A 26091-nucleotide genomic window follows, 5' to 3' on the forward strand; every position below is an offset into this window, starting at 1 on the left:
TGCAGCCGCAAGGCAAAGCCCGCGATGAAGTGAACCCTCCCGAAAATGGCTTTCCAGCTGTCGGGGGCGTTCATGCCATCGCGGGGCTCGAAATCGGCACGCGTGATCTCTTACTGAAGCGACGAAAACAGCGTGCGGAAATAATCCACGCCCTGGTCGGCGAACTGCACATTGCCCTGGCGGTTTCCGGGGCCGATGACGATGACCTTGGCGCCGAGCGAGGTCCGGTCGTAGAGATGCTCGACGTCCTTGTTCATCATGCGGATGCAGCCGGACGACATGTTGAGACCGATGGACCATGGCTGGTTGGTGCCGTGGATCCGGAAGCCGGAATCGTTGCGTCCCTTGTAAAGATAGAGTGCACGCGCACCGAGCGGATTGTCGATGCCGCCTTCCTGGTATTCGGGCAGGATATGCCCTTTGGCGGCTTCGCGGCGGATCATTTCCTTGGGCGGCGTCCAGCCCGGCCATTCGGCCTTGCGCTGTACCTTGACGACACCTGACCAGCCAAAACCCTCACGGCCGACGCCAATTCCGTAACGCGTTGCCCTATTGTTGCCCTCTACGAAATAGAGAAACTTGTTGTTGGTATCGACGATGATCGTGCCGGGCCGTTCGTCGGTTACCAGCTTTACGCTCTTTCGCTTGTATTTCTGCGGGACCTGCCGCTGCACTGCCACCTGCGTGACGTCACTGGCGGCAGCTGGGACCGGCTTGCCCGATTGTGTGAACGCTCTGGCGCTGCCCGCTCCGAAAATACTGGCGGCGGCAATCGCGCCTGCCGTCAGCGTAAAGGCCAATTTGCGCATGCTAAAATCCCCTCAAATTAGAAAGTTCGAAAAAACTATCGGCTTTACCGGTTATTTCAAGAAGTTTGACGTTTTTGCGCGCCAAAAGCCCCGTTCACGTTTCCGTGAAGTCCAGATTTTGTCCCCTAGCCTACATCACGACAACGCGGGTGCCCACCCCGACGCGCTCGTAAAGATCGACGACATCCTGGTTTCGCATGCGAATGCAGCCCGAGGAGACGCCTGAACCAATCGTCCAGGGAGCATTGGTTCCGTGGATGCGATAGAGCGTCGAGCCGAGATACATTGCGCGTGCGCCAAGCGGGTTGGCTTCCCCGCCGTCCATTCGATCGGGAAGGAAATGGCCCTTTGCCGCTTCGCGGGCGATCATCTCCTTCGGCGGAACCCAGTTGGGCCATTCCGCCTTGCGGGTGATCTTGTGCTCGCCGGCCCATTCGAACCCTGGTTTGCCGACACCGATGCCATAGCGCCGTGCTTTTCCATCCGACATCACGAGGTAGAGAAAGCGATTGTTGGTGTCGATGATGATCGTCCCGGGCTTCTTGTCGGTGTCGTAATCGACGGTCTGCGGCAGGAATTGCGGTTCGATCTGGTTGTAGTCCGGTTGTTGAGCCTGATATGCCACCTGTTGGGCGTCGCCCTGGTTGGTCTGCTCCTGGTAATCCTTGCTGCGCCGCACCGGACGATAGTTCTGCACGGGTTGGATACGACGGACCACCACGGGGCGAACCGGGCCGGACAGTTGCATGACCCATTGACCGGCAATGCCGGATTCGATGATCACCGGGCGTACGACCTTGTAACGGTCATTTGCAAGCGATGGCGTCGTCAGGGTTGTCAATGCGGTCGCGAGAAGAAGCGCTTTTTTCATCGTCTGGCCTATTCTATACTTCGTGCCTTGATGTGATCAGATGACCATGCACATCTTGAGCAAGCGAATGGTAAACGCCGGCTCGCTAAACATGGCGCAAAAGCGGAAACTTTTTGTCAGGGTTACCGTCCGGTTTGGAAAACTGGTAAGCGAATGGTAAACCTTCGATTTCCTGGCAAACGATTCACGGATGAACATGAGTGACAATGGACTGATCGTCGGTAGCGACGGCAAAACACGCTGCTTCTGGCATGGCGGGCTTGCGGACTATGTGCGCTATCACGACGAGGAATGGGGCTATCCGGTGCGAGATGATCGCCGGCTGTTCGAAAAGATTTGCCTCGAAGGTTTCCAGTCCGGTCTTTCCTGGCTGACGATCCTGCGCAAACGCGACAATTTTCGCGCCGCATTCGCCAACTTCGAATACGACACGGTCGCTGAATTCGATGAAGCCGACATCCTCAGGCTGCTGGAGGACAAGGGCATCGTTCGCCATCGCGGCAAGATCGTCTCGACCATCAACAATGCCCGGCGCGCCATCGAACTGAGGAACGAATTCGGCACGCTTTCGGACTACTTCTGGAAGCATGCTCCATTGCCGGGCGAACGGCCCGAGATCATCGAAATCGACTGGCTGCGCGCCAATCCGGTTTCGCCTGCTTCGACACGACTTTCCAAGGATCTGAAGAAGCGCGGATGGACGTTTGTGGGCCCGACCACGGTCTATGCTTTCATGCAGGCGATGGGGCTGGTCAACGACCACATCGAGGGCTGCTGGTGCCGCCCACGCGCGGAGGCGGCCAGGATAGGCTGACACATGCACTGGACCAATGAGGCGGTCATTCTCGGGGTCAAACGGCACGGCGAGCAAAGCGTCATCGCCGAGGTGATGACCCGTGACCGCGGCCGCCATCTCGGCCTGATCCGCAATGGCAAGTCGCGCACCATGCTGCCGGTGCTGCAGCCGGGAAATCTCGTCGAGGTCAGCTGGCGGGCGCGACTTGACGAGCATCTCGGCAATTTCACGCTCGAGCCCCTGAGCTATCGCGCGGCAAGCCTGATGGAACATGCGGCCAGCCTGCATGGTGTTCAGGCGCTGGCGGCACTGCTGCGGCTGCTGCCGGAACGCGATCCGCATCCGCATCTGTTCGATATGCTCAACATTGTACTGGACAATTTTGCCGATGCATCGGGCGCTGGCGAACTTTACATCCGTTTCGAGCTTGCTGTTCTCAACGATCTCGGCTTCGGCCTGGACCTGGTCGAATGCGCCGCGACCGGCAGCCGGGAAAATCTGGAATACATCTCGCCGAGATCCGGCAGGGCGGTCAGCCGCGAGGCCGGCATGCCCTATCACGACAAGCTGTTCCTGCTCCCCGAATTCCTCAGATCCTCGTCGAAAGAGGCAGCAAACCGTCAAAGTCTGATCGAGGCATTCCGGATGACCCAGTACTTTCTCGACCGCTATGTCTATGAGCCACGCGGCATCGAACACGGCACGGCGCGCGACGGTTTCATCAGGGCGGTGCTGGAGGAACTGGTGGAATAGTTCGCCTCACATGAACGAAATTGGCCTTTATTCCACTCAGAATTGCCCCTCACCCTAACCCTCTCCCCGCAGGCGGGGAGAGGGGACTGGTCCCGAGTTGTATCTGCAGTCAATTGCCAGAAATGCCGACATCCGAGGGAAACGGCAGCTGTGCCGCGAGTCCCTTCTCCCCGTCGCAACGGGGAGAAGATGCCGGCAGGCAGATGAGGGGCGAGCCCAGGAAGGCAAGCTAAGCGATCTTGCCGCCGCCGGCCTTGGTGATGGCGACGACCGACGGACGCGGCGGCATGCCGTCCTTGAAGTCAGGCCAGCGGGTTGCCGGAGTCTCGAAGGTCGGCAGGCCGGCGTCGCCCGGATGCTGGACCGCCACGAAGAACGTGTCCGATGTCGGGTTGAAGCAGGGGCCGCACATCTCGGCACCAACAGGCACGCGGAAGAACAGTTTCGAGGTGCCGCGCATCTCGCCTTCCGTTTCCACCGCCCAGATGCCATCCGTACGGCCGGTAGCTTTCTCGTTGTTGCCATCGGTGGCGACCCACAGGCGTCCGTCCGCATCGATGGCGCAATTGTCGGGCATGCCGAACCAGCCGTTTTTAGTGGTGGCGGTTGAGAACGACGCGCCGACCTCAGCGACATCAGGATCGCCACATTTCAGCAGCACTTCCCATGTGGATTTGGTCGAGGCGAAATCGCCGTCGGTTTCGGTGATCTCGATGATGTGGCCGAACTTGTTCTTGGCGCGCGGATTGGCCTTGTCGACCTGCTCGTCCTTGCGCTTGGAATTGTTAGTCAGCATGCAATAGACCTTGCCGGTCCCCGGATTGGGTTGCACGTCCTCGGGACGGTCCATCTTGGTGGCGCCGAGCAGATCGGCGGCCAGGCGGGTATGAACCACGACATCGGCCTGCGAGGCAAAGCCGTTTTCAGCAGTGAGGGGGCCCTGGCCGTGGATGAGCGGCATCCATTCGACCGTGCCATCCTCGGAGAATTTTGCGACATGCAGCGTGCCGTTATCGAGCAGCGTCATGTTGGCGGCTCGATCGTCCGGGTTGAACTTGCCCGCAGTCACGAATTTGTAGACATAGTCGAAGCGCTCGTCGTCGCCGCAATAGACGACCACGCGTCCATCCTTGTTGACAACCGACTCGCAGCCTTCGTGCTTGAAGCGTCCCAGTGCGGTGCGCTTGACCGGTTTGGAGGACGGATTGAAAGGATCGACCTCAACCACCCAGCCGAAACGGTTTGCTTCGTTGGGCTCCTTGGCAATGTCGAAACGATCGTAGAAGGCGGCCCATTTGAATTCGCCTCCGGGGATGCCGTAGCGCTCGTATGCGGCATATTCCGGGTGGTCCTGCTTCAGCTCGCCGCTGAAATAGTTGTTGATGTTTTCCTCGGCCATCAGCCAGGTGCCCCATGCGGTCACGCCACCCGCGCAGTTGTTGATGGTGCCGAACACCTTGGTGCCGGTCGGATCTTCGTTGGTCTTCAAACGGTCATGGCCGGCGGCGGGGCCGCTGACGGTCATCTCCGTCTTGGCGGTTAGGCGGCGGTTGAACTTGCCGTCCAGCACCGGCTGCCACTTGCCGCCGACCTTTCGGACCTCGATGATCGTGCCGCCATGGGCCGCCATTTCGATATCGACCAGCTCCTGGGTATGGTCGCCCATGATCACAGCGTCTTCTTCCTTGCCGTCCTCGACCTTCTTGCCGATATGGGCAAAGTTGGGGAACATCAGCTCGGCATTGGTATACTCGTGATTGACCACCAGCAGGCCGTGATCCGGATTGCCCTCAAGCGGAATGAAGCCGACATAGTCGTTGTTGTAGCCGAAGAGCTTTTCCTGGGCGGCGGCAGACTGTTTGAGCGGGTCGAAGTCCGGACTATCGGCAAACACCTTGTCGCCCCAGCGCAGCAGGATATCGCTATCATAGCCGTTGGCGACATGGTGCGTTTCATCGACGCCGGCCTCGATCTCGTCGAAATCGAAAGCGGGCCTGGTTTCGGCATGCGCCCGGTCGGCGGCCACCAGCGCCAGCGGGCTGACGGTGGTGGCAATGGCCGCCACAGCAAGTGAGCCGCCGATGAAGCCACGGCGGGAAAAGCGGCGATTGATGATATCCCCCATCGTCGGATTGCTGGAACAGTTCCGGCCATAGTCTTCCTTCGCCTCGATCAGATCCTGCGGTGTCTGGGAAAACTCCGGATTGTGGTGGTCTCTGAGATGGTCCATGTTACTGCTCCTTTAGGGGAATTCACTCCGAGAGCTTTTTATTCGTTGCCGCATGACAGTCGTGTGACGGATCGATAAATAAAACTTGAACACCGAACGTCTTCCGCTCGGAAAGCATTTTTGCGCCGATTGCGCATGTCCGGAAAGCACGCTGCCACCATGTTCGAACTTATTTCGTTGATCGCCATCGCCCTCGCCATCGGAGCGCTGTCAAGCGCGCGCGGCACCCGTGCTAGGTTTGACACGGAACTCGCCGCGCTCAAACTGGAATTGAAGCGGCTGGAGGGACAGGTCGGGACAGGTACGGGTTCCCCGCAACCATCCGATATCGGCGAGGTGCTCGCAACTGGACAGGGCACAGCGGAAACCATTGGTGAAGCGGCTACGGAAGCCGTGCCTGAAGAAGTTGGCGCCGACGCACCCGAACAGCAAACTGCCGAGTTGGTGGTGGTTGAAGAGGAGCCACAGGAAGCCCTCGCACAAACGGTAGCCGCGGCCCCGAGGGAAAGCTTCGAATCCCGGCTCGCGGCGCGCTGGTCTGTTTGGGTCGGCGGTATCGCGCTCGCCTTCGCCGGCATTTTTGCGGTCAAATACTCAATCGAGCAGGGACTCCTGAGCCCCGCCGTACGGCTTTCGCTGGCCGGACTGTTTGGCCTCGTACTGATGGCTGCGGGCGAGTGGGTTCGCCGCCGCAGCACGCCGCTTCTCGAAAATACCTTCCAGAATGCGCTCATTCCCGGAATCCTGACGGCAGCCGGAACCTTGACCCTGATGGGAGCAGTGTTCGTCGCCCATTCCGTCTACGGCTATTTCGGGCCTGCGACGGCATTCATCCTGCTCTGCCTCATCTCGCTTGCAACCCTGTTGCTGTCGCTGATCCACGGCCAGGCTCTTGCAGGCCTTGGCCTGGTCGCTTCGTTTGTGACGCCGCTGCTGGTGGCATCGGAAGCCCCCAATCCATGGCCGCTCTTTGGCTTCCTGTCGGTCGCCTGGATCGGCAGTAGCCTGGCGTCGAAGCTGTGCCACTGGCGGGTTGCGCCGGCCATCGGCAATGCCGGCCTTTCCGCGTGGGCAGTCGCCTATCTCGCGTCGGTCGATCCTTTCCACGTCGCACCTGTCGCGCTTTCGCTGCTGATCATGCTGGCCGGTATCGCCTTCATCTGGCCGGGCCGCTGGTCCGAGCCGCCATCGGTTGCCGCGCCCGAACTTGCTCTGGAAGAAAGCGCTGACGGAGAGACAGATGGCGAGGTTGCTCCGACAGCGGTGACAACCCCGCAGAAACATCGCGGCGCATGGGAGCAATTGGTGTTGCCGCGGCACATCGCCAGCACGCTCACTGCCGCGCTCGGCGTCATGGCGGCAGCCATCGCCTTCGTTGCGCCCGAGAGCATCAGCACCGGCTATGCGCCGTGGGGCTTCGCCATACTTGTGATCGGGCTTGCGCTGCTGGGCGCAATCAGAACCTATGCCTTCTACCCGGCGGCGTTTGCCGCTTTGACCGCGCTTGGCGGTATCAGGGTCATGAGCTTCGGTGCAGCGACGGTCAGCTTGAACGATCAGGTGCCTGACGGATTTGTGGGCTATACTGATCCGGCTGTTGTCACCTGGCTTGCCTTGGGCCTCGGCCTGTTCCAGGCAGGTCTTGGCGTCGTGCTTGCTTTCGGCCGCAAGGAAAAGGAAAGCCCGCATGCGATTGCCTGGTCGGTGATCTCGATTGCAACGCCACTTGTGCTTGCGAGTGTCGGCTTCTTCTATTTCGGCAACTACTTTTTCGATCTGAAGTACGGGCTCTATGCGGTCGTGCTCGGCGTCCTCTGGCTCGCAAGCGCGGAGGGGGCATTCCGCGGAGCGGCATTTGCCGGACGTTATGTCGTTGCGCGTGACCTGTTTGTTGCGGGCTCCTGGGCCGCTTTCGTGTTCGCACTGATCGTGATGACCGATGGGATCACGACGACGATCGGCTCCGCGGTACTCGGCTTTGTTTTCCTCAATGCCCGACGGATACGAGATTGGCCCGTTCTGCCGTGGGCGATGGCGGCTTCGGCCATCTTCGTGGCTGGCCGGATAGCCTGGGAGCCGACCATTGTCGGCGCCAGCCATCTCGGGACGACACCTGTCTTCAACGCGCTGCTTGCCGGCTACGGCATCCCGTCGGCGTTGCTGATTGCTTCGGCATGGATCGTCCGCAAGAGCGACGATGTCCGCCTGCGCAACGTGATGGAGGCGCTGGCCAGCCTGTTCACCCTGCTGACCTTGGGCATCCTCGTTCGCCACGCGATGAATGGCGGCCAGTTGAACTCGGCCGTGCCGACGCTTGCCGAGCAGGCTATCTACACGCTTCTCACGGTGGGCGCTTCCGCAACGCTCATGAATCTCGACCTCCGTCGCCCGAGCATCGTTTTCCGCACCGGCTCGATGGCGGTCGGCTATCTCTCGATGGTGTCGGTGATTGCAGCCCACTATGTCGGCCTCAACCCTTACCTGACCGGAGAACTGACCGGCCGCATTCCCTTCTTCAACCTGTTGTTCCTCGCCTATCTGCTACCCGGATTGGCCTACGGCCTCGCGGCCTGGTATGCCCGCGACCGCCGGCCGCTGCACTATGTGATCGCGCTGGCGCTGACCGGTGCGAGCCTGCTGTTTGCCTATGTTACGCTTTCCGTGCGCCGGATTTTCCATGGCGAGGGCATAGCCGACTGGAAGGGCTTCCAGCAGGCGGAACTTTACACCTATTCGGTTGTCTGGCTGCTGCTCGGCGTGCTGCTGCTCGTGGTCGGTTACCGGTTCCGGGCCAAGAGCATCCGCATTGCATCGGCGGTGCTGGTGCTGATTGCCGTCGTCAAGGTGTTCCTGATCGATATGTCGAACCTCGAAGGCCTTTACCGAGTGTTGTCCTTTATCGGCCTCGGCGTGGCTCTCATCGGCATCGGCCGCTTTTACCAGACTATCCTCACGGGGCTGGCGGGTGACGAGCCGCATAAGGATATCACGGCCACTCCAACTGAAGGCGCCTAAGCCAGCGATTGGTGGTTGCGGCAAAGTCGTAAACCGGTAAAACGGAACGATGCAGCAAGATGACATCGCCCGGATTTTCAAGCCTTTCGAAGAGCTTGCCACAAACTTGATTCCCCATGCCGTCGCCCCCGGCGATGGCGCCCACGACATCGCCCATATCCAGCGGGTTTTTGCCAATGCCATGCGCATTCACGCGGTCGAGGGTGGCCACGCCGAAACGATAGCGGGCGCGGTGCTGCTGCACGATTGTGTGGCGGTGGAGAAGAATTCGCCGCTGCGGGCCGAAGCGTCCCGGCTTGCGGCGGAAAAGGCCGGCGGAATCCTGGCTGTGCTCGGCTGGTCTGCTGACCAGATCGCGCGCGCTGCCCATGCAATTGCCGCGCACAGCTTCTCAGCGGCGATCAAACCCGAGACGCTGGAAGCCAAAATCCTGCAGGACGCCGATCGCCTTGATGCCATTGGCCTGATCGGCGCGGCGCGCTGCTTCTATACTGGCGGACGCATGGGCTCGGGGCTCTACGATTCCACCGATCCCAGGGCGGAAGATCGCGCGCTGGACGACAAGCGGTTCTCCATCGACCACTTTCCGGTCAAGCTCTTCAAGCTCGCGGACGGCTTTCAGACGCCGACTGGTCGGGCAATGGCGGCGGAGCGGCATGCGCGACTTGAGCAATTCTATCACCAGTTCCTCGAGGAAATCGGATGAAAGTCAAATCCCTGCATATCTATCCGCTGAAAAGCGGCCGCGTCATTGATCTGGACAGTGCCGCGATCACGGCCTGGGGATTGTCGGGAGACCGCCGCTATATGCTCGTCGATCCTGACGGCAGGTGCATCACCCAGCGCGAGGTGCAGCCGCTGGCGCAGGTGACCGCGGTTGCCAAGGATGGCGTTCTGACGCTTTCGAAGGTTGGAGAGCCGCAGCCGATCCTTGCCAGCTTCGACACTGACCGGCGCATGAATGTGGAAATCTGGGACAGCAAGGTCACCGCAGCCGTTGCGCTGGATGGAGTCAATCATGCGCTGAGCAAATGGTTCGGCATTCCGGTGCTGCTTGTGCATGCCGACGAAATCACCGATCGCCAATGCAGCCCGGACTGGGCCGGCGCGAGCGTCTCGACCGGTTTTGCCGACGGCTACCCGATCCTGGTGACGACCACCGGTTCGCTCAAGGCGCTCAACGAGGCGACGCTTGCCGCCGGTGACGAGGGCTTCGGCATGGACCGGTTCCGTCCCAATGTCGTCATAGAAGACGATGCACCATTCGCAGACGACCGCTGGGCGGCGATCGAGATCGGCGGCATCCGCTACGACCTGGTCAAACCCTGCGCCCGCTGCATCATGACCACACAGGATCAGCTGACCGGCGAACGCGGCGGACCGGACCCCATGCCCGCGATGCGCAAGCTCAGAATGTCCGCCGACCGGCGGGTGTCGGGTGTCTTGTTCGGATGGAACGCCGTGCCGCGCACTATCGGGGCACTGCAAGTGGGCGACAGCGTGAGCGTACTCGAACAGCGCCCGGAGGGCTGGCCACTCAAGCAGCGTTGAACCGTTTCCATCAGCAAAAGTGATTTCTGCATTCAGAAAAACTCGCTTTTCACGACGGGGCGCGGCCCCTAATGGTGAAGGCTGAACAAACGGAGTTTTCCATGACTGCAGCAAGCCGCACCCAAACCTTGCCATGGGCGATCATCGTCGCCGGCTCGCTGATTGCCATGATTACCTTCGGGCCACGCTCGGCAATGGGCTTTTTCCAGCTGCCGTTGCTTGCCGATACCGGCTGGGATCGGCAGACATTCGGCTTTGCGATGGCGCTGCAGAACCTCTTCTGGGGCGTTGGCCAGCCGTTCTTCGGCGCCTTTGCGGACAAGTACGGCACGGCCCGTGTGCTGATCATGTCGGCGATATTCTATGCCGCCGGTCTGTTGCTGATGGCCCATCCTTCGAGCCCCGCGATGCTGCATCTCGGTGGTGGCGTGCTGATCGGGCTGGGAATAGCCGCAGGCTCGTTCAGCGTCATTCTCTCAGCTTTTGCCCGCAACGTCACCCCGGCCCAACGCTCGATGGCCTTCGGCATCGCGACTGCAGCCGGCTCGGCCGGGATGTTCGTGTTCGCGCCGCTTGCCCAGGGGCTGATCACATCCTTCGGCTGGCGCGAAGCGCTGATGATCATGGCGCTGCTGATGGCGGCCATCCCGTTTCTCGCCATTGCGTTGCGCGGCAACGCCCATTCCGGCAGCCAAAGCCACGCGGCTTTCCAGCAGACGGTGGGTGAGGCCATGCGCGAAGCGCTAAGCCATCGCTCCTACCTGCTGCTGACCTCCGGTTTCTTCGTTTGCGGATTTCAGGTGGCGTTCATCACTGCGCATTTCCCGGCCTATCTGCTCGATATCGGCATCGAGCCGAAATATGCAGTTATCGGCATGGCGCTGATCGGCGCCTTCAACATCATCGGCTCGCTTGCTGCGGGCGTGATCGGCCAGACCTATTCCAAGCCGTGGTTCCTGGCGCTGATCTATATCGGTCGTTCGATTGCAGTGACGCTGTTCATCCTCCTGCCGATCACCCCGGTTTCGGTCATCATCTTCTCCGCCGTCATGGGCCTGCTGTGGCTGTCCACCGTCCCGCCAACCAACGGCCTCGTCGCCATCATGTTCGGCACACGGCATCTGGGGCTTCTGGGCGGTATCGTGTTTTTGTCGCACCAGATCGGCTCGTTCCTCGGCGTCTGGCTGGGTGGCTATCTCTACGACCATTTCGGTACCTACGATCCGGTCTGGTGGCTGGGCGTGGTGCTTGGACTGTTGGCAGCAATCGTCCATGTCCCGATCAGGGAAGCGGTTGTGCCGGGCCGGCCTGTGGCAGTTTGAATTCAGGTTGATAGTATGGTTGAGGCCGCCTCTGATTGGCGTAATAACTAACTATTCTCCTTGCTTCTTCTTTTGATGACGTCATTCATAGTGTCGCTTGGAGATATGATATGTGATTTGTTTTCAGTCCGGAATTTTTCTACTTCTTGTTTCCTCGTGCTGTTAATATTTTTCGCGTTATTCTGAATCTTTCTATCAATTTCGGCGCTGAGTTGGTCCATTGGAATGTCTAATGGTGAAAGTGTTCGTGTCTGGCCATGAGCATCCTTCAGTCTGAATGAGAGGGGGAGCGACGGAGTTTCGTCGAACATGTCTGTTTGATTGGGATTGCGAACTTTGGGAGGCTTGTTTCCAATATCAGATATCATTCGTTTTAGAGCTCTATCTATGAGCGAACTCGCTGACATTTCTATGAGTTTACTGTGATCTGCTTTTGCCTTTGCGATAATGGCGTTTACATCGTAGTGGTTTCCTGTTTTTATGGTTTCGGAAACTAATGATCTAAGAATTTCGTTTAAATTCACCGCGTTTTTCTCCGGCATTTTGGTAGAAATACTGAAAAAATATCAAGATTCTTTATGGTGAGTCAATTCATTGCTGAGTTCGATGACGGGTGTAGAGGGATTTTCCTTACTTCTGCTGGCAGCCTGATCGCCACCACCCGGTGTACGGCCTTGTAGGTCGGATCAAGCTCGCCATAAGGCGCCACGAGCCATTGCCATTCCGTGTGCGGCGACGGCAGGGTAGCGCCGTGCATCAGGTCGTCGCGCTCCAGAACCTCGCCTGACTTGCCGATCACATCATAGGAAATATCGGTCAGCAGGCAGCTTGGTGCGGCAGTCGCGTTCAATCCATCGACATGCGCCTGAATGAGGCGGCCAACGGTGTCTGCCGGCAGGTTCGGCTGCGTTTCCATCAGATGGCCGACGCCGACGCCAATCTGTGAGAGCAGATTGGCCGAGACGATAAAGTCGAGATCGGCAATCTCTGCGAGAAAGGCCAGCGGCGTCGGAGGCGAAGACGGCGTGTCTCGCAAGGCTTCAAACCCAGAGAGATCGAGGCACTCGAACGTCAGATTGCGCAAACCCTTGATCGCCGCCCATGCGCGCACGCTTGCCAGATGCTGCAGGTCATAAAGGCGGACTTCGGAAAAGCTCTTTGACAACAGGGCGATCGGCACATCACGCAACAATCCTGAACCGAGCACCACGGCCACTCGCCGTTGTGGCAGCATCTCGATTGCCCGCTGAACGAAGGCCTTCGAGTTTTCCTCGTGTTCGGCCCAATCGCGGGCGCAACGCCGGGCCCGCGCCCAGAGATTGACTGAGGAATTGATCTCGCCCGCATTTCGTCGCGGCGAAGTGGCATATGAGGCGGCAAAATTGAGGGCTTCGAGCAGCATGAGGCTTTCGGTGAATCGCAATCAGTCGTTGAGGCGTATATTGCCGAAAACGCGGGCAAATGAAATAAGGGAGCGTTCGATGGCGAAAGCAGCAGCGCCGAGACCAGCCGGCGCGACCAAGGAAGATGGGCTCCCTTGGCTGTGGCGTCAGCCTCGCTGTTGAATAGGAGTGCTTGCTATGTGGCAATCGCCAATACGCATCACGTTTGAAATAAAGAGGACGCGGACGAGCTGGTCCCTCGTTATCCGCGTCCAACTTTATAGCTAACGAAACGGGAGGCGGGCGCGAGCCCGTCTTCCACTCCCTTAAAATAGTCGATTGCAACGCAGGTTGCAAGCAATCGCCAAACATGGCGGAGCCATCATTGCACTTGCCGCAATTTCCTCAATCCGTTAGAGCAGCCGCAACAACAAACTGAATTTTTCCGGATACCCCGCCATGAATGACAAGCCGAAGAAACAGCAGAAGCTCAAGGCCCGCCTGCCGCGCGGTTTTGTCGATCGCGAGGCGTCCGATATCCGCGCCGTCAACGAGATGACCGGCAAGATCCGCGAAGTCTATGAACGCTATGGTTTCGACCCCGTCGAGACGCCGCTGTTCGAATACACCGACGCGCTGGGCAAGTTCCTGCCGGATGCAGACCGCCCCAACGAGGGCGTGTTCTCGCTGCAGGATGATGACGAGCAGTGGATGAGCCTGCGCTACGATCTGACCGCGCCGCTTGCCCGCCACGTCGCCGAAAATTTCCAGCAGATCCAGCTTCCCTACCGTACCTATCGGGCCGGCTACGTATTCCGCAACGAAAAGCCGGGTCCCGGCCGCTTCCGCCAGTTCATGCAGTTCGATGCCGACACCGTCGGTGCCGCCGGCGTTCAGGCCGATGCCGAAATGTGCATGATGATGGCCGACACACTCGAAGCGCTCGGCATCAGGCGCGGCGACTACGTCATCCGTGTCAACAACCGCAAGGTGCTTGATGGCGTCATGGAGGCCATCGGGCTTGGTGGCGACGACAAGGCAGGCCACCGCCTCAATGTTTTGCGCGCCATCGACAAGCTAGACAAGTTCGGCCCGGAAGGCGTCAAATTGCTTCTCGGCCCTGGCCGCAAGGATGAATCCGGCGACTTCACCAAGGGCGCGGGCCTGAACGACGAACAGATCGGCAAGGTGCTGTTTTTCGTCGGCATCAAGGACTATGCGGCAAGTGCCGGCGAACTGGCGCAGCTTCTGGAAGGTACGAGCAAGGGGCAGGAAGGCGTCGACGAGCTCAACACCATTGGCGCACTGGTCACCAGCGCCGGCTATGACGCCGGCCGCATCAAGATCGACCCTTCCGTCGTGCGCGGCCTCGAATACTATACTGGCCCGGTCTATGAGGCCGAACTCACCTTCGACGTCACCAACGAAAAGGGCGAGAAGGTCGTGTTTGGTTCTGTGGGCGGCGGTGGCCGTTATGACGGTTTGGTGTCGCGCTTCATGGGCCAGCCGGTTCCGGCAACCGGCTTTTCCATCGGCGTGTCTCGCCTGATGACGGCGCTGAAGAACCTCGGCAAGCTTGGCGCCGACGAAGTCGTCGCACCGGTCGTCGTCTGCGTCATGGACCGCGATGTCGAAAGCCTCGGCCGCTACCAGAAGATGGTGCAGCAGCTTCGTCACGCCAATATCCGTGCCGAAATGTATCAGGGCAATCCGAAGAATTTCGGCAACCAGCTCAAGTATGCCGACCGTCGCGGTTCGCCGCTCGCCATCATCCAGGGTGGCGACGAGCGCGCCCAGGGCATCGTGCAGATCAAGGATCTGATCGAGGGTAAGCGTCTGTCGGGGGAAATCACCGACAACGTCGCCTGGCGTGAGGCCCGTGTCGCGCAGGTCTCGGTGGCTGAGACCGATCTTGTCGCCAAGGTTCGCGAGATGCTCGCCGACCAGGCCGAAGATCGGAAGCGGCAGTCGTAACCAATGTGTCAGCCTGCCGCTAGGGGACGCTCATGCCTTTGATAAATCTTCCAGACTTTTCCAATGAGCTGCTATCGCTGTTCGAAACGCTGAAGACTGATCGCGTCGATACGCCGGTCATTCAGCCGGCTGAGCCGTTCCTGAACATGGCCGGCGAGGATCTGCGTCGGCGGATCTTCATGACTGAGAGTGAGACCGGCGAAAGCCTGTGCCTGCGGCCGGAATTCACCATTCCTGTCTGCCTGCAGCACATCGAGACCGCGACCGGAACGCCCAAGCGCTATTCCTATCTCGGCGAGGTTTTCCGCCAGCGTCGCGAAGGCGGCAAGGAGTTCTATCAGGCTGGCATCGAGGATCTCGGCACCAAAGATGTCGCCGGCGCCGATGCGCGGGCGGTCGCGGATGCCATCGCCACGCTAAAGGCATTGCTGCCGGGCCAACCGCTCGCCGTGACCATGGGTGACCAATCGGTGTTCGAGGCGGTGGTCGAGGCGCTCGGCCTTCCCTCCGGCTGGCAGCGACGTTTGGTGCACGCATTCGGCGAGGCGTCCAAGCTGGACGCGATGATCGCCCGGCTTGCCCGGCCCGAAAGCGTCACCGATCTCGGTGCAGAGGTCGAGGCGATGCTTGCGGCCGGTGACGAGGCCACTTTGATCGGCCATATCGACGCGATCATGCAGGCGACCGGTTATTCCAGCAATGCCAGCCGCTCGCCGGCCAGCATCGCCAGACGGTTGCGCGAAAAGCGGGCGCTGGCAAGCACGGCGCTCGATCCGGCCAAGCTGGAAGTTCTCAAGGAATTCCTGTCACTCAGCGTCAGCTTGAAATACGCGCCTGATGTGTTTGCGACCTTCGCCCGCAGCGCAGGGCTGAAGCTTGACGGCGCGGTCGATCGCTTCGATGCCCGCGTCGCTGCGTTGACCGGCATCGGTGTTGATCTGTCGACCGTGACATGGCGCGCGGCCTTCGGTCGTCCGCTGGATTATTATACCGGCCTGGTGTTCGAGATCACGGTGCGCGAAGACCACAGGGTGCTCGCCGGCGGCGGGCGCTTCGACAGGATGATGACGCTGCTTGGGGCTGCAGAAGAAATCCCGGCTGTCGGTTTTGCACTGTGGCTCGACCGTATCGAGGCGGTGAGGGGAGAAATCGTATGATCACCATCGCACTCCCTTCCAAGGGCCGGATGAAGGATGACGCCTCGGCGATTTTCGAGCGCGCCGGCATGAAAATATTGGCCGTCGGCAACGACCGTTCCTATCGTGGCCGTGTCGAAGGTGCCGACGATATCGAAATCGCGTTCCTGTCCGCCTCGGAGATCGCCCGCGAGCTGGGTGCCGGATCGATCGATTTCGGTGTCACCGGCGAAGACCTTGTGCGCGAAGATCTTGCGGAAGCCGACAAGCGCGCCGAATTCTGCGTGCGCCTGGGCTTCGGCCATGCCGATGTCGTGGTCGCTGTGCCGGAAATCTGGCTCGATGTCGATACCATGGCTGATCTGGGTGATGTTGCCGCTGATTTTCGCGCCCGGCATGGTCGGCGTCTGGCGATTGCCACAAAGTACTGGCGACTGACGCAGCAGTTCTTCTCCTCCCAGCACGGCATACAGCTTTACCGGATCGTCGAGAGCCTCGGTGCCACCGAGGGTGCGCCGGCGGCGGGACAAGCCGATATCATCGTTGATATCACCTCGACGGGATCGACGCTTCGCGCCAATCACCTGAAGATCCTGTCTGATGGGACTGTGCTGAAGTCCGAGGCCTGCCTAGTGCGTTCGCGCAAGCCGGAGCATGAGGGCAATGCACGCATCGCCGAAATCGTCGCAGCGGTCAAGGCTGCGATCTGACGCGACCAGATCGTCCTTTGCGCCGCGATCTGGCGAACGCGATGAATGGGGTTGAGCAGGCATGTGAACCGGCGATGCAGGAAGGCGGTCCTGCTTCGCTCGGTCGGGCTTTTAAGCCCGGATCACATGCAACTGCCCATGCACAAGACCTAAGACGCCAATCTTGAGCGAAGCTTAGCAAATCGATTTAACGATAACCAAGTTTAGAAAGCGATGGCTTGGTCGATGGATCCAAGCGGCTTGACGCCGGAAAGCAGCGCTCTGGCTTCCTCGACATCCCGGTTCATCTGCTCGACCAGCGGCTCCAGCCCGTCGAATTTCATTTCCGGCCGCAGGAACCCGAAGAACGACACCGAACAGGTCTGCCCATAAAGATCGCCGGAGAAATCGAAAAGCATCGTTTCCAGCAGTGCCGCACCGTGGTCGGTCACCGTCGGCCGGTAGCCGAAACTGGAAACGCCGTCAAACACGCGGCCATCCTCAAGGCGGAAACGAACGGCATAGATTCCGGCCTTAAGCTGGACATCCACCGGCAGAGCCATGTTGGCCGTGGGAAAGCCGAGCGTCCGGCCCAGCTTCTGTCCGTGGATAACAGGGGACTGTACGGTGTAGCGATAGCCGAGCAGCCCGGCGGTTTCCACCATGTCGCCTTCGGATATCAGCGAGCGAATGCGGCTCGAGGAAATCACGTCGGTGTTTTCGTCGCGAAAGGCGTCAATCAGGCTGACACCGAAACCATGCCGGCCGCCCGCAGCAAGCAGATAGGCCGGTCCACCTTCGCGACCCTTGCCGAAATGGAAATCGAAACCGGTGACGATTTCCTTGGCGTCGATCCAGTCGATCAGCACGGACTGGATGAACTCTTCCGCAGAACGGCCCGCGAATGTCCGGTCGAACGGATATTCGAGCACGGCATTGAAGCCCATTTTCTCGAGGATCTGGGCTTTCAGCGGCGCCGGCGTGATGCGAAAAACCGGCTTGTCCGGTGTGAAGATCGTGCGCGGATGCGGTTCGAACGTCAGGACGAGCGACGGGATCTTCCTGTCCGAGGCGATTTCCAGCGCGCGCGACAAGACGGCCTGGTGGCCGCGATGCACGCCATCGAAATTGCCGATCGCCAGTACTCCGCCCTGTAGCGTCTCCGGCAGATCGCCCCGTTGTTCATTGCGATGAAAGACCGTCATCAGGCCATTGTCTCCGGCATCTTATTGCAAGCGCGGCATCCACCAACGGGGCCGGGCATTGTGGCTATCGAGAAAGGCTTCCAGCGCCGCCACATCCGTTTTGGCGCCATCCATGTAATCGCGCCCATGGATGCCGGCGGAAATGTAGAGCAGGTCGAGCCCCTCGGTTATCGCGCCGAGTACGTCGGTGGGCATGCCGTCGCCGACTGCGAGCACCCGGTTCTTGTCGAAGGGGCCACGATGGCTGAGTGCTTCGTCCAGAGCCGCGACATAGATCGGCTTGTGCGGCTTGCCGGCAATCCGCGAGGTGCCGCCGAGTTCGGTATAGAGGGCTGCGATCGCCCCTGCGCAGGGGACCAGCCGATGGCCGCGCTCGACCACCAGATCGGGATTGGCGCAGATCATCGGAATGTTTCTCGACGCCAGTCGCGTCAGCACTTCGCGATAATCCTCGGGCGTCTCGACCTCGTCATCGACAAAGCCGGTGCAGACGATCACTTCGGCTTGCTCTTCGTCCACACATTCGACGTCGAGGCCTTCCAGCAGCGATGTTTCCCGGTCAGCGCCGATGAAATACACCTTGCCCGGGCCTTCGGCGATCAGCTTGCGGGTTACGTCACCCGATGTGACCATCCGGTCGTAGGCTTCGGGCAGCACGCCCAGGCTCTCAAGTTGCGGGATGACGCCGTTACCGGGGCGTGGCGAGTTGGTGATCAACACCACCGACAGTCCGGCCTCGCGCGCCGATCGAAGCGCAATGGAGGCGTCGGCAAAGCTGCTGACGCCATTGTGGAGCACGCCCCAAACATCGCAAAGGATAACATCGTAGTGCTTGACGATGTCGTTGAGGGATCCAATGCGCTCTGCCATGAAATGCTCCAGGAAAATCTTCGTGCCCCAGATCGCAAAATGGCGGCCCGATGACAAGGGTTAAAGTGGCCGACAGTGAGAAAAGGGATGCAATCCGCGCACCGCTTTGGCGGGGCGGGGAGTTCGCCGGGGTGTCGGTGAAGCCGCAGCTTCGAACCTCATGCGCCGCGTGACACAGCATTGCGCCGTGAAGACGAATCCAAAAGCTGCACGGCTCAAGCGGCTGACCTCTGTTCAATTTTCGATCAGCCGGCGAATGTTCTCCCAGCGCGGGTCCGAATGAAGCGGCTCGAAATCGGAATCATATTTGACCCAGGATTTCGTTTCGTGGTTGGCCGACGACAAGACGCGTTCAAGCGTCTCGAATGCCTGGCTGAGTTCACCGGACAACGCATAAACACAGGCAATATTGTACTGGCATAACACATCGTCCGGCTCGATTGTCAGTGCACGCATGGCCCATTCGTGTGCCCTGTCGGTTTCGCCGATCGCAATCAGCGCGATGGCCCCCAGATAAGCGGGGCGCGAATTGTCCGGGTTTATCGCCAGCTCCTTTTGGGCTGCGTCGATCGCTTTTAGCGCGGCCCCCATTGCGTCAGCTTTCCTGCTCAACGTGTTGTAGGTCTGCCGCAAATAGCCCCAGGTCTGGTAGTCGTTGGGCTTGAGTTCGACGGCTCTCTCGAACAGCTTCGCCGCGTCTTCGATCTTGCCCTGCGCGTAGCAGGCCCGCCCGTAAAAGTACGGCGCCTCAAAAAGATTTGCATCGCACGCGGTTGCTTTCAGAAATTCAATCTCCGCTTCCTCGTAGCGCTAGCCGAGCGAGAGCGCGAGACCACGCGACGCGTGGGCTTCGGCAAGGCCGCTTTCAAGTTCAAGCGCCTTGGCGCTGGTCGCCATGATGCTCTCGAGGGTAATCTGCGTATTGTAGTTCAACACGAGGAAGGAATCGCAATCGGCAATTCCGGCATAGGCGCGCGCGTAGAGTGGATCGATTTCGACTGCCTTTGCGAACATGCGCCGCGCCAGCGCATAGTAAGATTTCGTATGGCGGTGGAGGAAGTCTCGGCCGCGCAGATAGGCTGTGTATGCCTCAACGCTTGTCGTGGGGCTGAGGCTGATCGCTTTCTGCTCGGCCGGCAGCAATTTGACCTTGAGCTGGTCGACAATGGTCTTGGTGATCTCGTCCTGAATGGCAAAGATGTCGGTGAGTTCGCGGTCATAGCGGTCCGCCCAGAGATGTGTTCCATCCTTGCCCAGAATAAGCTGGGCGGTGACCCGCACGCGCTGGCCCGCCTTGCGGACGCTGCCCTCAAGGACGGTCGCGACGTTGAAGCGCCGGCTTACCTCTTGAATATCCACAGCCTTACCCTTGAGCGTGAAAGCAGAATTCCGCGCAATCACGGAAAGCCCGGAGATCTTGGAAAGGTCGGTGATGATGTCCTCGGTGATGCCGTCGGAGAAATACTCCTGTTCCGGATCGCCGCTCATGTTGTCGAAGGGAAGTACCGCGATGGATGGTCGCTCTTGCTTGCTGGAGGCCGACGCATCGCTGCCCATATTGTTCTGTGCCGGCCTGTCCTCATCTTCCGGCAGCAGCACGTCGAAGACACGCACCGGCCTTTCGATATTCTTCAGCGATTGTTCGCCCCTGTCGTGAAAGTGCAGTCCCAGGTTTCTGCCGACGTGATCGCGCGCGGTGCCGGACAAGGATATGCCGCCCACCGGCGCCATGCTTTCAATCCGCGCGGCGACATTGACGCCATCGCCATAGATATCGTCGTTCTCGACGATGATATCGCCGACGTTGATGCCGATGCGAAACTGAATACGCTGGTCTTCCTTGACCGAGAAGTTGCGTTCACGCATTTGCAGCTGGACTTCCGTGGCGCAAGCGACGGCACTGACAACGCTTGGAAATTCCACCAGAATACCATCGCCGGTGAGTTTGACGATGCGACCCTGATGCTCGGCTATCTTGTGATCGACCAGTTCCGCGCGGTGCAGGTTCAATGCCGCAAGGGTTCCCCGCTCGTCCAGCCCCATGAGACGACTATAGCCGACCACGTCGGCAGCGAGAATGGCAGTAAGGCGACGTTGCATGGCAGCCAACGATCTGTTTGCCTGACATATAACAATGGAAACTCCAACGAAGTCAATCTGTGGTCGAACCCGCCAAACGGCCGGGTTGCTGCAGCTTGCGCGAGATTGCGGAGCAACACTCTCGCTATCGCTTCGATTACCGATCGCGCATGGCGCGGGCGGTCTCGGTGATCCGCAGAAATTCCTTGGCGGCGGAGGGCAGCGACGAGCCGCGACGCCACACCAGCCCGACCTGGACCACGGGCAGCGCGCCGGACACATCGCGGCTTTCGATCCGGTCGCCTTCCAGCGACCACGGGCGATAAACGAGATCCGGCAGCAGCGCGATGCCGGCGCCGGTGGCCACCAGGCTGCGCACGGCTTCGACGGAACGGGTCCGGAAGGCGACGTGCGGTTTGGCGCCGAGCGCGGTCAGGAGCTTGCCGGTGTTTTCCTCGATTTCATCCACCGTCAGCATGATCAGCGGTTCCTGGGCGATATCCCTGACCGAGATGATGTCTGCGCTGCCGAGCTTGTGGCCCATCGGCAACCAAAGGCGGTAAGGCGAGGTCTCGATGATTTCGGCCTGAAGCGCCATGCGGTCGCGCAGGTTGGAGATGGTCATGACGGCGATGTCGAGTTCGCCGCCGATCAGCAGGTGTTCGAGATAGCTGCCATTGTCCTCGATGGCGCTGACACTGACGGCGGGATAGGCCCGGCGATAACGCCGCAGCAGGTCCGACAGCACGTAGCCCGCCACGAGAGAGGTGACGCCGAGATTGAGCGAGCCGCGCATCTCGTCCTTCTTGTCGGTGAATGTCCGTCTCGCATCTGAGACGGAAGCGAGGATGTTGGTCGCATGCCGGAGAAACTGGTGACCGTTGTGGGTGATAGTCAGGCCACGCGAGTGCCGCTCAAACAGGTTTACACCCAGATCGCTTTCGAGCTCCTTCACCGCCTCGGTGATCGACGACTGCGAAATCGACAGTGCCTGCGCAGCGCCGCTGACCGTGCCGTTTTCGGCAACTGCAATGAAATACTGGAGCTGTCGGAGCGTAAAAGCCATGGCCGACTGATGGCACGGCGACACGGGGATTGGCAAGCAGACATCATCCGGGATGAAATGCCTTAGGACCCGCCGCGCGTCCTTGTTAACTTACATTCACGCTGATGCGTAAGGCTGTGAGCCATTTCTGGGGACCAGTTGATTTTACGAATGATCCCCGCGTCGTTCACCATTCCGGATTTTTTTATGGGGCTAATCCTTGACTCTGCCTGGGCAGGGTCCTAAATCCAGCCCGCTAGCACTCCACGGAGACGAGTGCTAGCAGTCCAATCATCCGGGTCGAACCCGGCAATGTCATTTGATCGAGGAAACAGACAATGGCAAGCATCAATTTCCGTCCGCTTCATGACCGCGTCGTCGTTCGTCGCGTTGAGTCCGAAGAAAAGACCAAGGGCGGCATCATCATCCCGGACACCGCCAAGGAAAAGCCGCAAGAAGGCGAAGTTGTCGCCGTCGGCAACGGCGTTCGCGACGACAAGGGTGCGCTTGTTGCGCTCGACGTCAAGGCTGGCGACCGCGTCCTGTTCGGCAAGTGGTCGGGCACCGAAGTCAAGCTCAATGGCGAAGACCTTCTGATCATGAAGGAATCCGACGTCATGGGCATCATCGGCTGATTGCCGCAATCCCACCTGTTCCTAACCATGACAACCAATGGGCAATGAGCCCGGGAGTTTTGTAAAATGGCTGCTAAAGAAATCAAGTTTGGCCGTTCCGCCCGCGAAAAGATGCTGCGCGGCGTCGACATTCTCGCTGACGCGGTGAAGGTCACCCTCGGCCCCAAGGGCCGTAACGTCATCATCGACAAGTCCTTCGGCGCTCCGCGCATCACCAAGGACGGTGTTTCTGTCGCCAAGGAAATCGAACTCGAAGACAAGTTCGAAAACATGGGCGCCCAGATGGTCCGCGAAGTTGCTTCGAAGACCAACGACATCGCCGGTGACGGCACCACGACGGCAACCGTTCTGGCCCAGGCCATCGTTCGCGAAGGCAACAAGGCCGTTGCTGCCGGCATGAACCCGATGGACCTCAAGCGCGGTATCGACCTCGCAGTTTCCGAAGTCGTCAAGGATCTCCAGGCCAAGGCCAAGAAGATCTCGACCTCGGAAGAAGTCGCACAGGTCGGCACGATCTCCGCAAACGGCGACAAGCAGGTCGGTCTCGACATTGCTGAAGCCATGCAGAAGGTCGGCAACGAAGGCGTTATCACTGTTGAAGAAGCCAAGACCGCCGAGACCGAACTCGAAGTCGTCGAAGGCATGCAGTTCGACCGCGGCTACCTCAGCCCGTACTTCGTGACCAACGCAGAAAAGATGATCGCCGATCTCGAAGACGTCTACATCCTGCTGCACGAAAAGAAGCTCTCGAACCTCCAGGCAATGCTGCCGGTTCTCGAAGCTGTCGTTCAGACCGGCAAGCCGCTCGTGATCATCGCTGAAGACGTCGAAGGCGAAGCTCTTGCAACGCTCGTCGTCAACAAGCTCCGTGGCGGCCTCAAGATTGCTGCTGTCAAGGCTCCGGGCTTCGGCGATCGCCGCAAGGCCATGCTCGAAGACATCGCCATCCTGACGGGCGGCACCGTGATCTCCGAAGACATCGGCATCAAGCTCGAAAACGTCACCCTCGACATGCTCGGCCGTTCCAAGAAGGTTTCGATCTCCAAGGAAAACACCACGATCGTCGACGGCGCCGGCAAGAAGTCCGACATCGAAGGCCGCGTTGCCCAGATCAAGGCTCAGATCGAAGAAACCACCTCTGACTACGACCGCGAAAAGCTGCAGGAACGTCTTGCCAAGCTCGCTGGCGGCGTTGCCGTGATCCGCGTTGGCGGTTCGACGGAAATCGAAGTCAAGGAAAAGAAGGACCGTATCGACGACGCTCTCAACGCGACGCGCGCTGCTGTTCAGGAAGGCATTGTCCCAGGCGGCGGTACGGCTCTGCTCCGTTCGTCCACCAAGATCACTGCCAAGGGTGAAAACGACGACCAGGAAGCCGGCATCAACATCATCCGCCGCGCTCTGCAGTCGCTGGTTCGCCAGATCGCAGACAACGCTGGTGACGAAGCCTCGATCGTTGTCGGCAAGATCCTCGACAAGAACCAGGACAACTGGGGCTACAACGCCCAGACGTCTGAATATGGCGACATGATTGCCATGGGCATTGTTGACCCGGTCAAGGTTGTGCGCACGGCTCTGCAGAACGCAGCTTCCGTTGCTTCGCTCCTGATCACCACCGAAGCCATGATCGCCGAACTTCCGAAGAAGGAAGCTGCTGGCGGCATGCCTGGCGGCATGGGCGGCATGGGCGGCATGGACATGATGTAACAAGGCGTTAGCCTTATGCATCGATAGAGCTGAGGGGTGCCCGCGAGGGCGCCCCTTTTTCGCTTCAGGCTTCAAGCGGTGGACGTTCATGTCATATCCCGAGAGGTTCCGCCCTTGATCATGCGGAGCTGGACTATCGTTCAGGGCGTCGTAGCGAGAAATATTGTGCGAATGTCGTAATATTTGAGCAATCAAAGCGGACTAGAATACTAATTCAATTGATATTTTCGGAAGTGTTGTTCTAGGTGGGAAGTCCAGGAGGGGGCGGCTGTTTGCGTAGCCTCCTGTTTCGACGGCGAAAGTTGCAATTTGTCCAGTCAACCGAAGTACATCATCGATATTCAGGCGTTGTAGCTGCCCGTTACATTTGCTATTGCCGTCAAGGTAAAAGGTCTTATAAAGAATTTCTTATAATCGATGCGGACGGAGTGTGCTCTGTGATTCTGCAGAAGCATGTGACACGCTTGTAGCATGCACCGAGAATTTTGTCTGATGGCACAATGCTGGTAGGCGTTGTGGCCGATGTATTGCGTTTTCTACTGCTCGACAGGAATTTGCCATAACATTGGTGCATGGATCGTCCGAAACATTGTCGTCTGCCTCGGCGGCGCATTCTTGGCGGATCCTAATAACAGGTCTTGGAAGTGTTTAGGATATCAAAATCGAAAGCGCCTTCGACAATCAGCCTCGTAGACGGGCTGGCCCTGACGGCGGACGGCGTCGAACTCTACAAATTCTGTGCGACCGAGAACTGGACAGGTGACCTGGCGAACGGTCTCTTCCAGATCGGCAGGGTCGGCGGCTATTTTCACGGCCTGGATGAAGGTGAATGCGGGCTGCTGACGCTTCTGCGCTGCTATGAGCCGAACGATCGCGTCAGCATTCTCGAGTTGCTCGAAAATGCATCCTCGACCCCATCGTCCTTCTGTTTCTCGACATATATTGTCGGTGGGCCTAGCGATCGGCAGCCGCTGATGTGCGTTGGCGAGTCGATAAGCATGAGCGATAGTTCCAGCGGCAGCATGCGCGGTGTGTTTGTCTTTCCGCGCATGGCGGCCGATATTCAGGGTACGCATTGATTGAAATCCCCGCTTTGCGGGGATTTCCGTTTGTCCGTCAGCTGCGTGCGGGAATGTTGATGGCTTTCAGGCTGGCAGGACGGCTTGCACAGCGATCGAGGAAGGCTAGCACGTTCGGGAAGTTGGATATGCCGACCAGATCGCCGGCTTCGTAGTATCCGGTCAAGGTCCTCAGCCACGGCCAAAGTGCGATATCGGCAATCGTGTAGTCGTCGCCCATGATGTATTTGCGACCGGCCAAGCGACGCTCGAGCACACCGAGCAGGCGTTTGGCTTCATCGAGGTAGCGTTGGCGCGGACGTGGATCGTCAATTTCTTTGCCCGCAAATTTGACGAAGAAGCCGACCTGGCCGAACATCGGCCCGATGCCACCCATCTGGAAATACAGCCATTGCAGGGTTTCGTACCGACCTGACGCGTTCGTGGGAAGCAGCTTTCCGGTCTTTTCTGCCAGGTATTGCAGGATCAGGCCGGATTCGAACAGCCCGATAGGTTTGCCATCGGGACCGTTGGGATCGATGATCGCCGGGATCTTGTTGTTGGGATTGAGCGAAATAAACTCTGGTGTCATCTGGTCGTTTTTGCCGAAATCGATGAGATGCGGCTCATAGTCGATACCGATTTCCTCGAGCATGGCGGAAACCTTGATGCCGTTCGGAGTGGGTAGCGAATAGAGCTGGATAACATCCGGCTTGGTGGCTGGCCAGCGGGCAGTAATCGGGAAATTCGAAAGATCGGCCATGAAATCAAATCCTTAGGGAAGAGTAGTAAAACCGGGAAATCGAGGTGGTGACAGGAGACATAAGGAGCAGACCAGCGGCCCGCAAGGTTATCACCTTTAAAATGAAGAAATATGCAAGCCGGTTATCGTTCATTATTGCTTGACAATATGTGCACTGCTGGCTGGCTTTCGGTTACGATGAGAAAGTGGTTATCTGCTTTC

21 protein-coding genes and 1 pseudogene are annotated in these 26091 nt (G+C 59.2%); 12 read left to right on the plus strand and 10 right to left on the minus strand.

What is annotated here, in order from left to right; all coding sequences use genetic code 11:
- Positions 1 to 110: 110 nt before the first annotated feature.
- Both JJB09_RS00860 and JJB09_RS00865 read right to left on the minus strand, forming a co-directional pair.
- Complete coding sequence (locus tag JJB09_RS00860) at positions 111 to 809, minus strand: L,D-transpeptidase (RefSeq protein WP_201651835.1); 699 nt, start codon at positions 807 to 809, stop codon at positions 111 to 113.
- A gap of 130 nt (positions 810 to 939) precedes the next feature.
- On the minus strand, positions 940 to 1680 hold the full coding sequence (locus tag JJB09_RS00865) for a L,D-transpeptidase (RefSeq protein ID WP_201651836.1): 741 nt from the start codon (positions 1678 to 1680) through the stop codon (positions 940 to 942).
- A 196-nt stretch (positions 1681 to 1876) separates the two neighbouring features.
- On the opposite strand from JJB09_RS00865, the gene JJB09_RS00870 reads away from it, so the two are divergent.
- Complete coding sequence (locus JJB09_RS00870) at positions 1877 to 2494, plus strand: DNA-3-methyladenine glycosylase I (protein WP_201652650.1); 618 nt, start codon at positions 1877 to 1879, stop codon at positions 2492 to 2494.
- Positions 2495 to 2497: 3 nt separating this feature from the next.
- Positions 2498 to 3229: a DNA repair protein RecO gene (recO, locus tag JJB09_RS00875; RefSeq protein ID WP_201651838.1), complete on the plus strand. Its 732-nt coding sequence runs from the start codon at positions 2498 to 2500 to the stop codon at positions 3227 to 3229.
- Between the two features lie 229 nt (positions 3230 to 3458).
- Here the strand turns inward: recO and JJB09_RS00880 are convergent, their stop codons facing one another.
- A complete protein-coding gene (locus tag JJB09_RS00880; RefSeq protein WP_201651840.1) occupies positions 3459 to 5459 on the minus strand; it encodes a PhoX family protein in 2001 nt (666 codons plus the stop codon).
- 159 nt (positions 5460 to 5618) lie between these two features.
- Between JJB09_RS00880 and JJB09_RS00885 the strand changes: the two genes are divergently transcribed.
- The 4 genes from JJB09_RS00885 to JJB09_RS00900 all read left to right on the plus strand — a co-directional run bounded on the left by JJB09_RS00885 (position 5619) and on the right by JJB09_RS00900 (position 11347).
- Positions 5619 to 8474, plus strand: coding sequence for a DUF2339 domain-containing protein (locus JJB09_RS00885; RefSeq protein ID WP_201651842.1), 2856 nt, complete (start codon positions 5619 to 5621; stop codon positions 8472 to 8474).
- 49 nt (positions 8475 to 8523) lie between these two features.
- Positions 8524 to 9180, plus strand: coding sequence for an HD domain-containing protein (locus JJB09_RS00890; RefSeq protein WP_201651844.1), 657 nt, complete (start codon positions 8524 to 8526; stop codon positions 9178 to 9180).
- The gene (locus tag JJB09_RS00895) at positions 9177 to 10025 is read left to right on the plus strand and encodes an MOSC domain-containing protein (protein ID WP_201651846.1); all 849 of its coding nucleotides are present in this window, start codon (positions 9177 to 9179) and stop codon (positions 10023 to 10025) included. The genes JJB09_RS00890 and JJB09_RS00895 overlap by 4 nt, the downstream gene beginning before the upstream one ends.
- Positions 10026 to 10126: 101 nt before the next feature.
- Positions 10127 to 11347, plus strand: coding sequence for an MFS transporter (locus JJB09_RS00900; protein ID WP_201651848.1), 1221 nt, complete (start codon positions 10127 to 10129; stop codon positions 11345 to 11347).
- A gap of 47 nt (positions 11348 to 11394) precedes the next feature.
- On the opposite strand, the gene JJB09_RS00905 is transcribed toward JJB09_RS00900, so the two are convergent.
- Positions 11395 to 11871 carry a hypothetical protein gene (locus tag JJB09_RS00905; RefSeq protein WP_201651850.1) on the minus strand — a complete coding sequence of 159 codons (477 nt, stop codon included), beginning with the start codon at positions 11869 to 11871 and terminating at the stop codon, positions 11395 to 11397.
- A gap of 62 nt (positions 11872 to 11933) precedes the next feature.
- Complete coding sequence (locus JJB09_RS00910; protein ID WP_201651852.1) at positions 11934 to 12749, minus strand: hypothetical protein; 816 nt, start codon at positions 12747 to 12749, stop codon at positions 11934 to 11936.
- Positions 12750 to 13188: 439 nt separating this feature from the next.
- Between JJB09_RS00910 and hisS the strand changes: the two genes are divergently transcribed.
- From hisS to hisG, 3 genes are read left to right on the plus strand one after another with little or no spacing between them, the layout of a single operon-like run.
- The gene (gene hisS / locus JJB09_RS00915) at positions 13189 to 14703 is read left to right on the plus strand and encodes a histidine--tRNA ligase (protein ID WP_201651854.1); all 1515 of its coding nucleotides are present in this window, start codon (positions 13189 to 13191) and stop codon (positions 14701 to 14703) included.
- Between the two features lie 32 nt (positions 14704 to 14735).
- Entirely contained in the window at positions 14736 to 15860 is a 1125-nt protein-coding gene (locus tag JJB09_RS00920) for an ATP phosphoribosyltransferase regulatory subunit (protein ID WP_201651856.1), read from the plus strand.
- Positions 15857 to 16549, plus strand: a complete 693-nt coding sequence (gene hisG, locus JJB09_RS00925) for an ATP phosphoribosyltransferase (protein ID WP_201651858.1) — start codon at positions 15857 to 15859, stop codon at positions 16547 to 16549. The genes JJB09_RS00920 and hisG overlap by 4 nt, the downstream gene beginning before the upstream one ends.
- 203 nt (positions 16550 to 16752) lie before the next feature.
- On the opposite strand, the gene JJB09_RS00930 is transcribed toward hisG, so the two are convergent.
- The 4 genes and pseudogenes from JJB09_RS00930 to JJB09_RS00945 form a co-directional block, all read right to left on the minus strand.
- On the minus strand, positions 16753 to 17733 hold the full coding sequence (locus JJB09_RS00930; RefSeq protein ID WP_201651860.1) for a bifunctional riboflavin kinase/FAD synthetase: 981 nt from the start codon (positions 17731 to 17733) through the stop codon (positions 16753 to 16755).
- A gap of 21 nt (positions 17734 to 17754) precedes the next feature.
- Positions 17755 to 18603 carry a TIGR01459 family HAD-type hydrolase gene (locus tag JJB09_RS00935; RefSeq protein WP_201651862.1) on the minus strand — a complete coding sequence of 283 codons (849 nt, stop codon included), beginning with the start codon at positions 18601 to 18603 and terminating at the stop codon, positions 17755 to 17757.
- A gap of 234 nt (positions 18604 to 18837) precedes the next feature.
- Positions 18838 to 20703: pseudogene (locus JJB09_RS00940) on the minus strand (TPR end-of-group domain-containing protein).
- Between the two features lie 136 nt (positions 20704 to 20839).
- The gene (locus tag JJB09_RS00945) at positions 20840 to 21748 is read right to left on the minus strand and encodes a LysR substrate-binding domain-containing protein (protein ID WP_201651864.1); all 909 of its coding nucleotides are present in this window, start codon (positions 21746 to 21748) and stop codon (positions 20840 to 20842) included.
- 317 nt (positions 21749 to 22065) lie between these two features.
- On the opposite strand from JJB09_RS00945, the gene groES reads away from it, so the two are divergent.
- From groES to JJB09_RS00960, 3 genes are all read left to right on the plus strand, one after another.
- Positions 22066 to 22362: a co-chaperone GroES gene (gene groES / locus JJB09_RS00950; RefSeq protein WP_201651866.1), complete on the plus strand. Its 297-nt coding sequence runs from the start codon at positions 22066 to 22068 to the stop codon at positions 22360 to 22362.
- Positions 22363 to 22428: 66 nt separating this feature from the next.
- On the plus strand, positions 22429 to 24069 hold the full coding sequence (groL, locus tag JJB09_RS00955) for a chaperonin GroEL (protein ID WP_201651868.1): 1641 nt from the start codon (positions 22429 to 22431) through the stop codon (positions 24067 to 24069).
- A 644-nt stretch (positions 24070 to 24713) separates the two neighbouring features.
- Complete coding sequence (locus tag JJB09_RS00960) at positions 24714 to 25148, plus strand: hypothetical protein (protein ID WP_343228970.1); 435 nt, start codon at positions 24714 to 24716, stop codon at positions 25146 to 25148.
- A 37-nt stretch (positions 25149 to 25185) separates the two neighbouring features.
- On the opposite strand, the gene JJB09_RS00965 is transcribed toward JJB09_RS00960, so the two are convergent.
- Complete coding sequence (locus JJB09_RS00965) at positions 25186 to 25890, minus strand: glutathione S-transferase C-terminal domain-containing protein (protein ID WP_201651870.1); 705 nt, start codon at positions 25888 to 25890, stop codon at positions 25186 to 25188.
- Positions 25891 to 26091 lie beyond the last annotated feature (201 nt).

The sequence above is a fragment of the Phytoamicus setariae genome (assembly GCF_016722925.1).
Taxonomy (GTDB): Bacteria; Pseudomonadota; Alphaproteobacteria; order Rhizobiales; family Rhizobiaceae; genus Rhizobium_E; species Rhizobium_E setariae.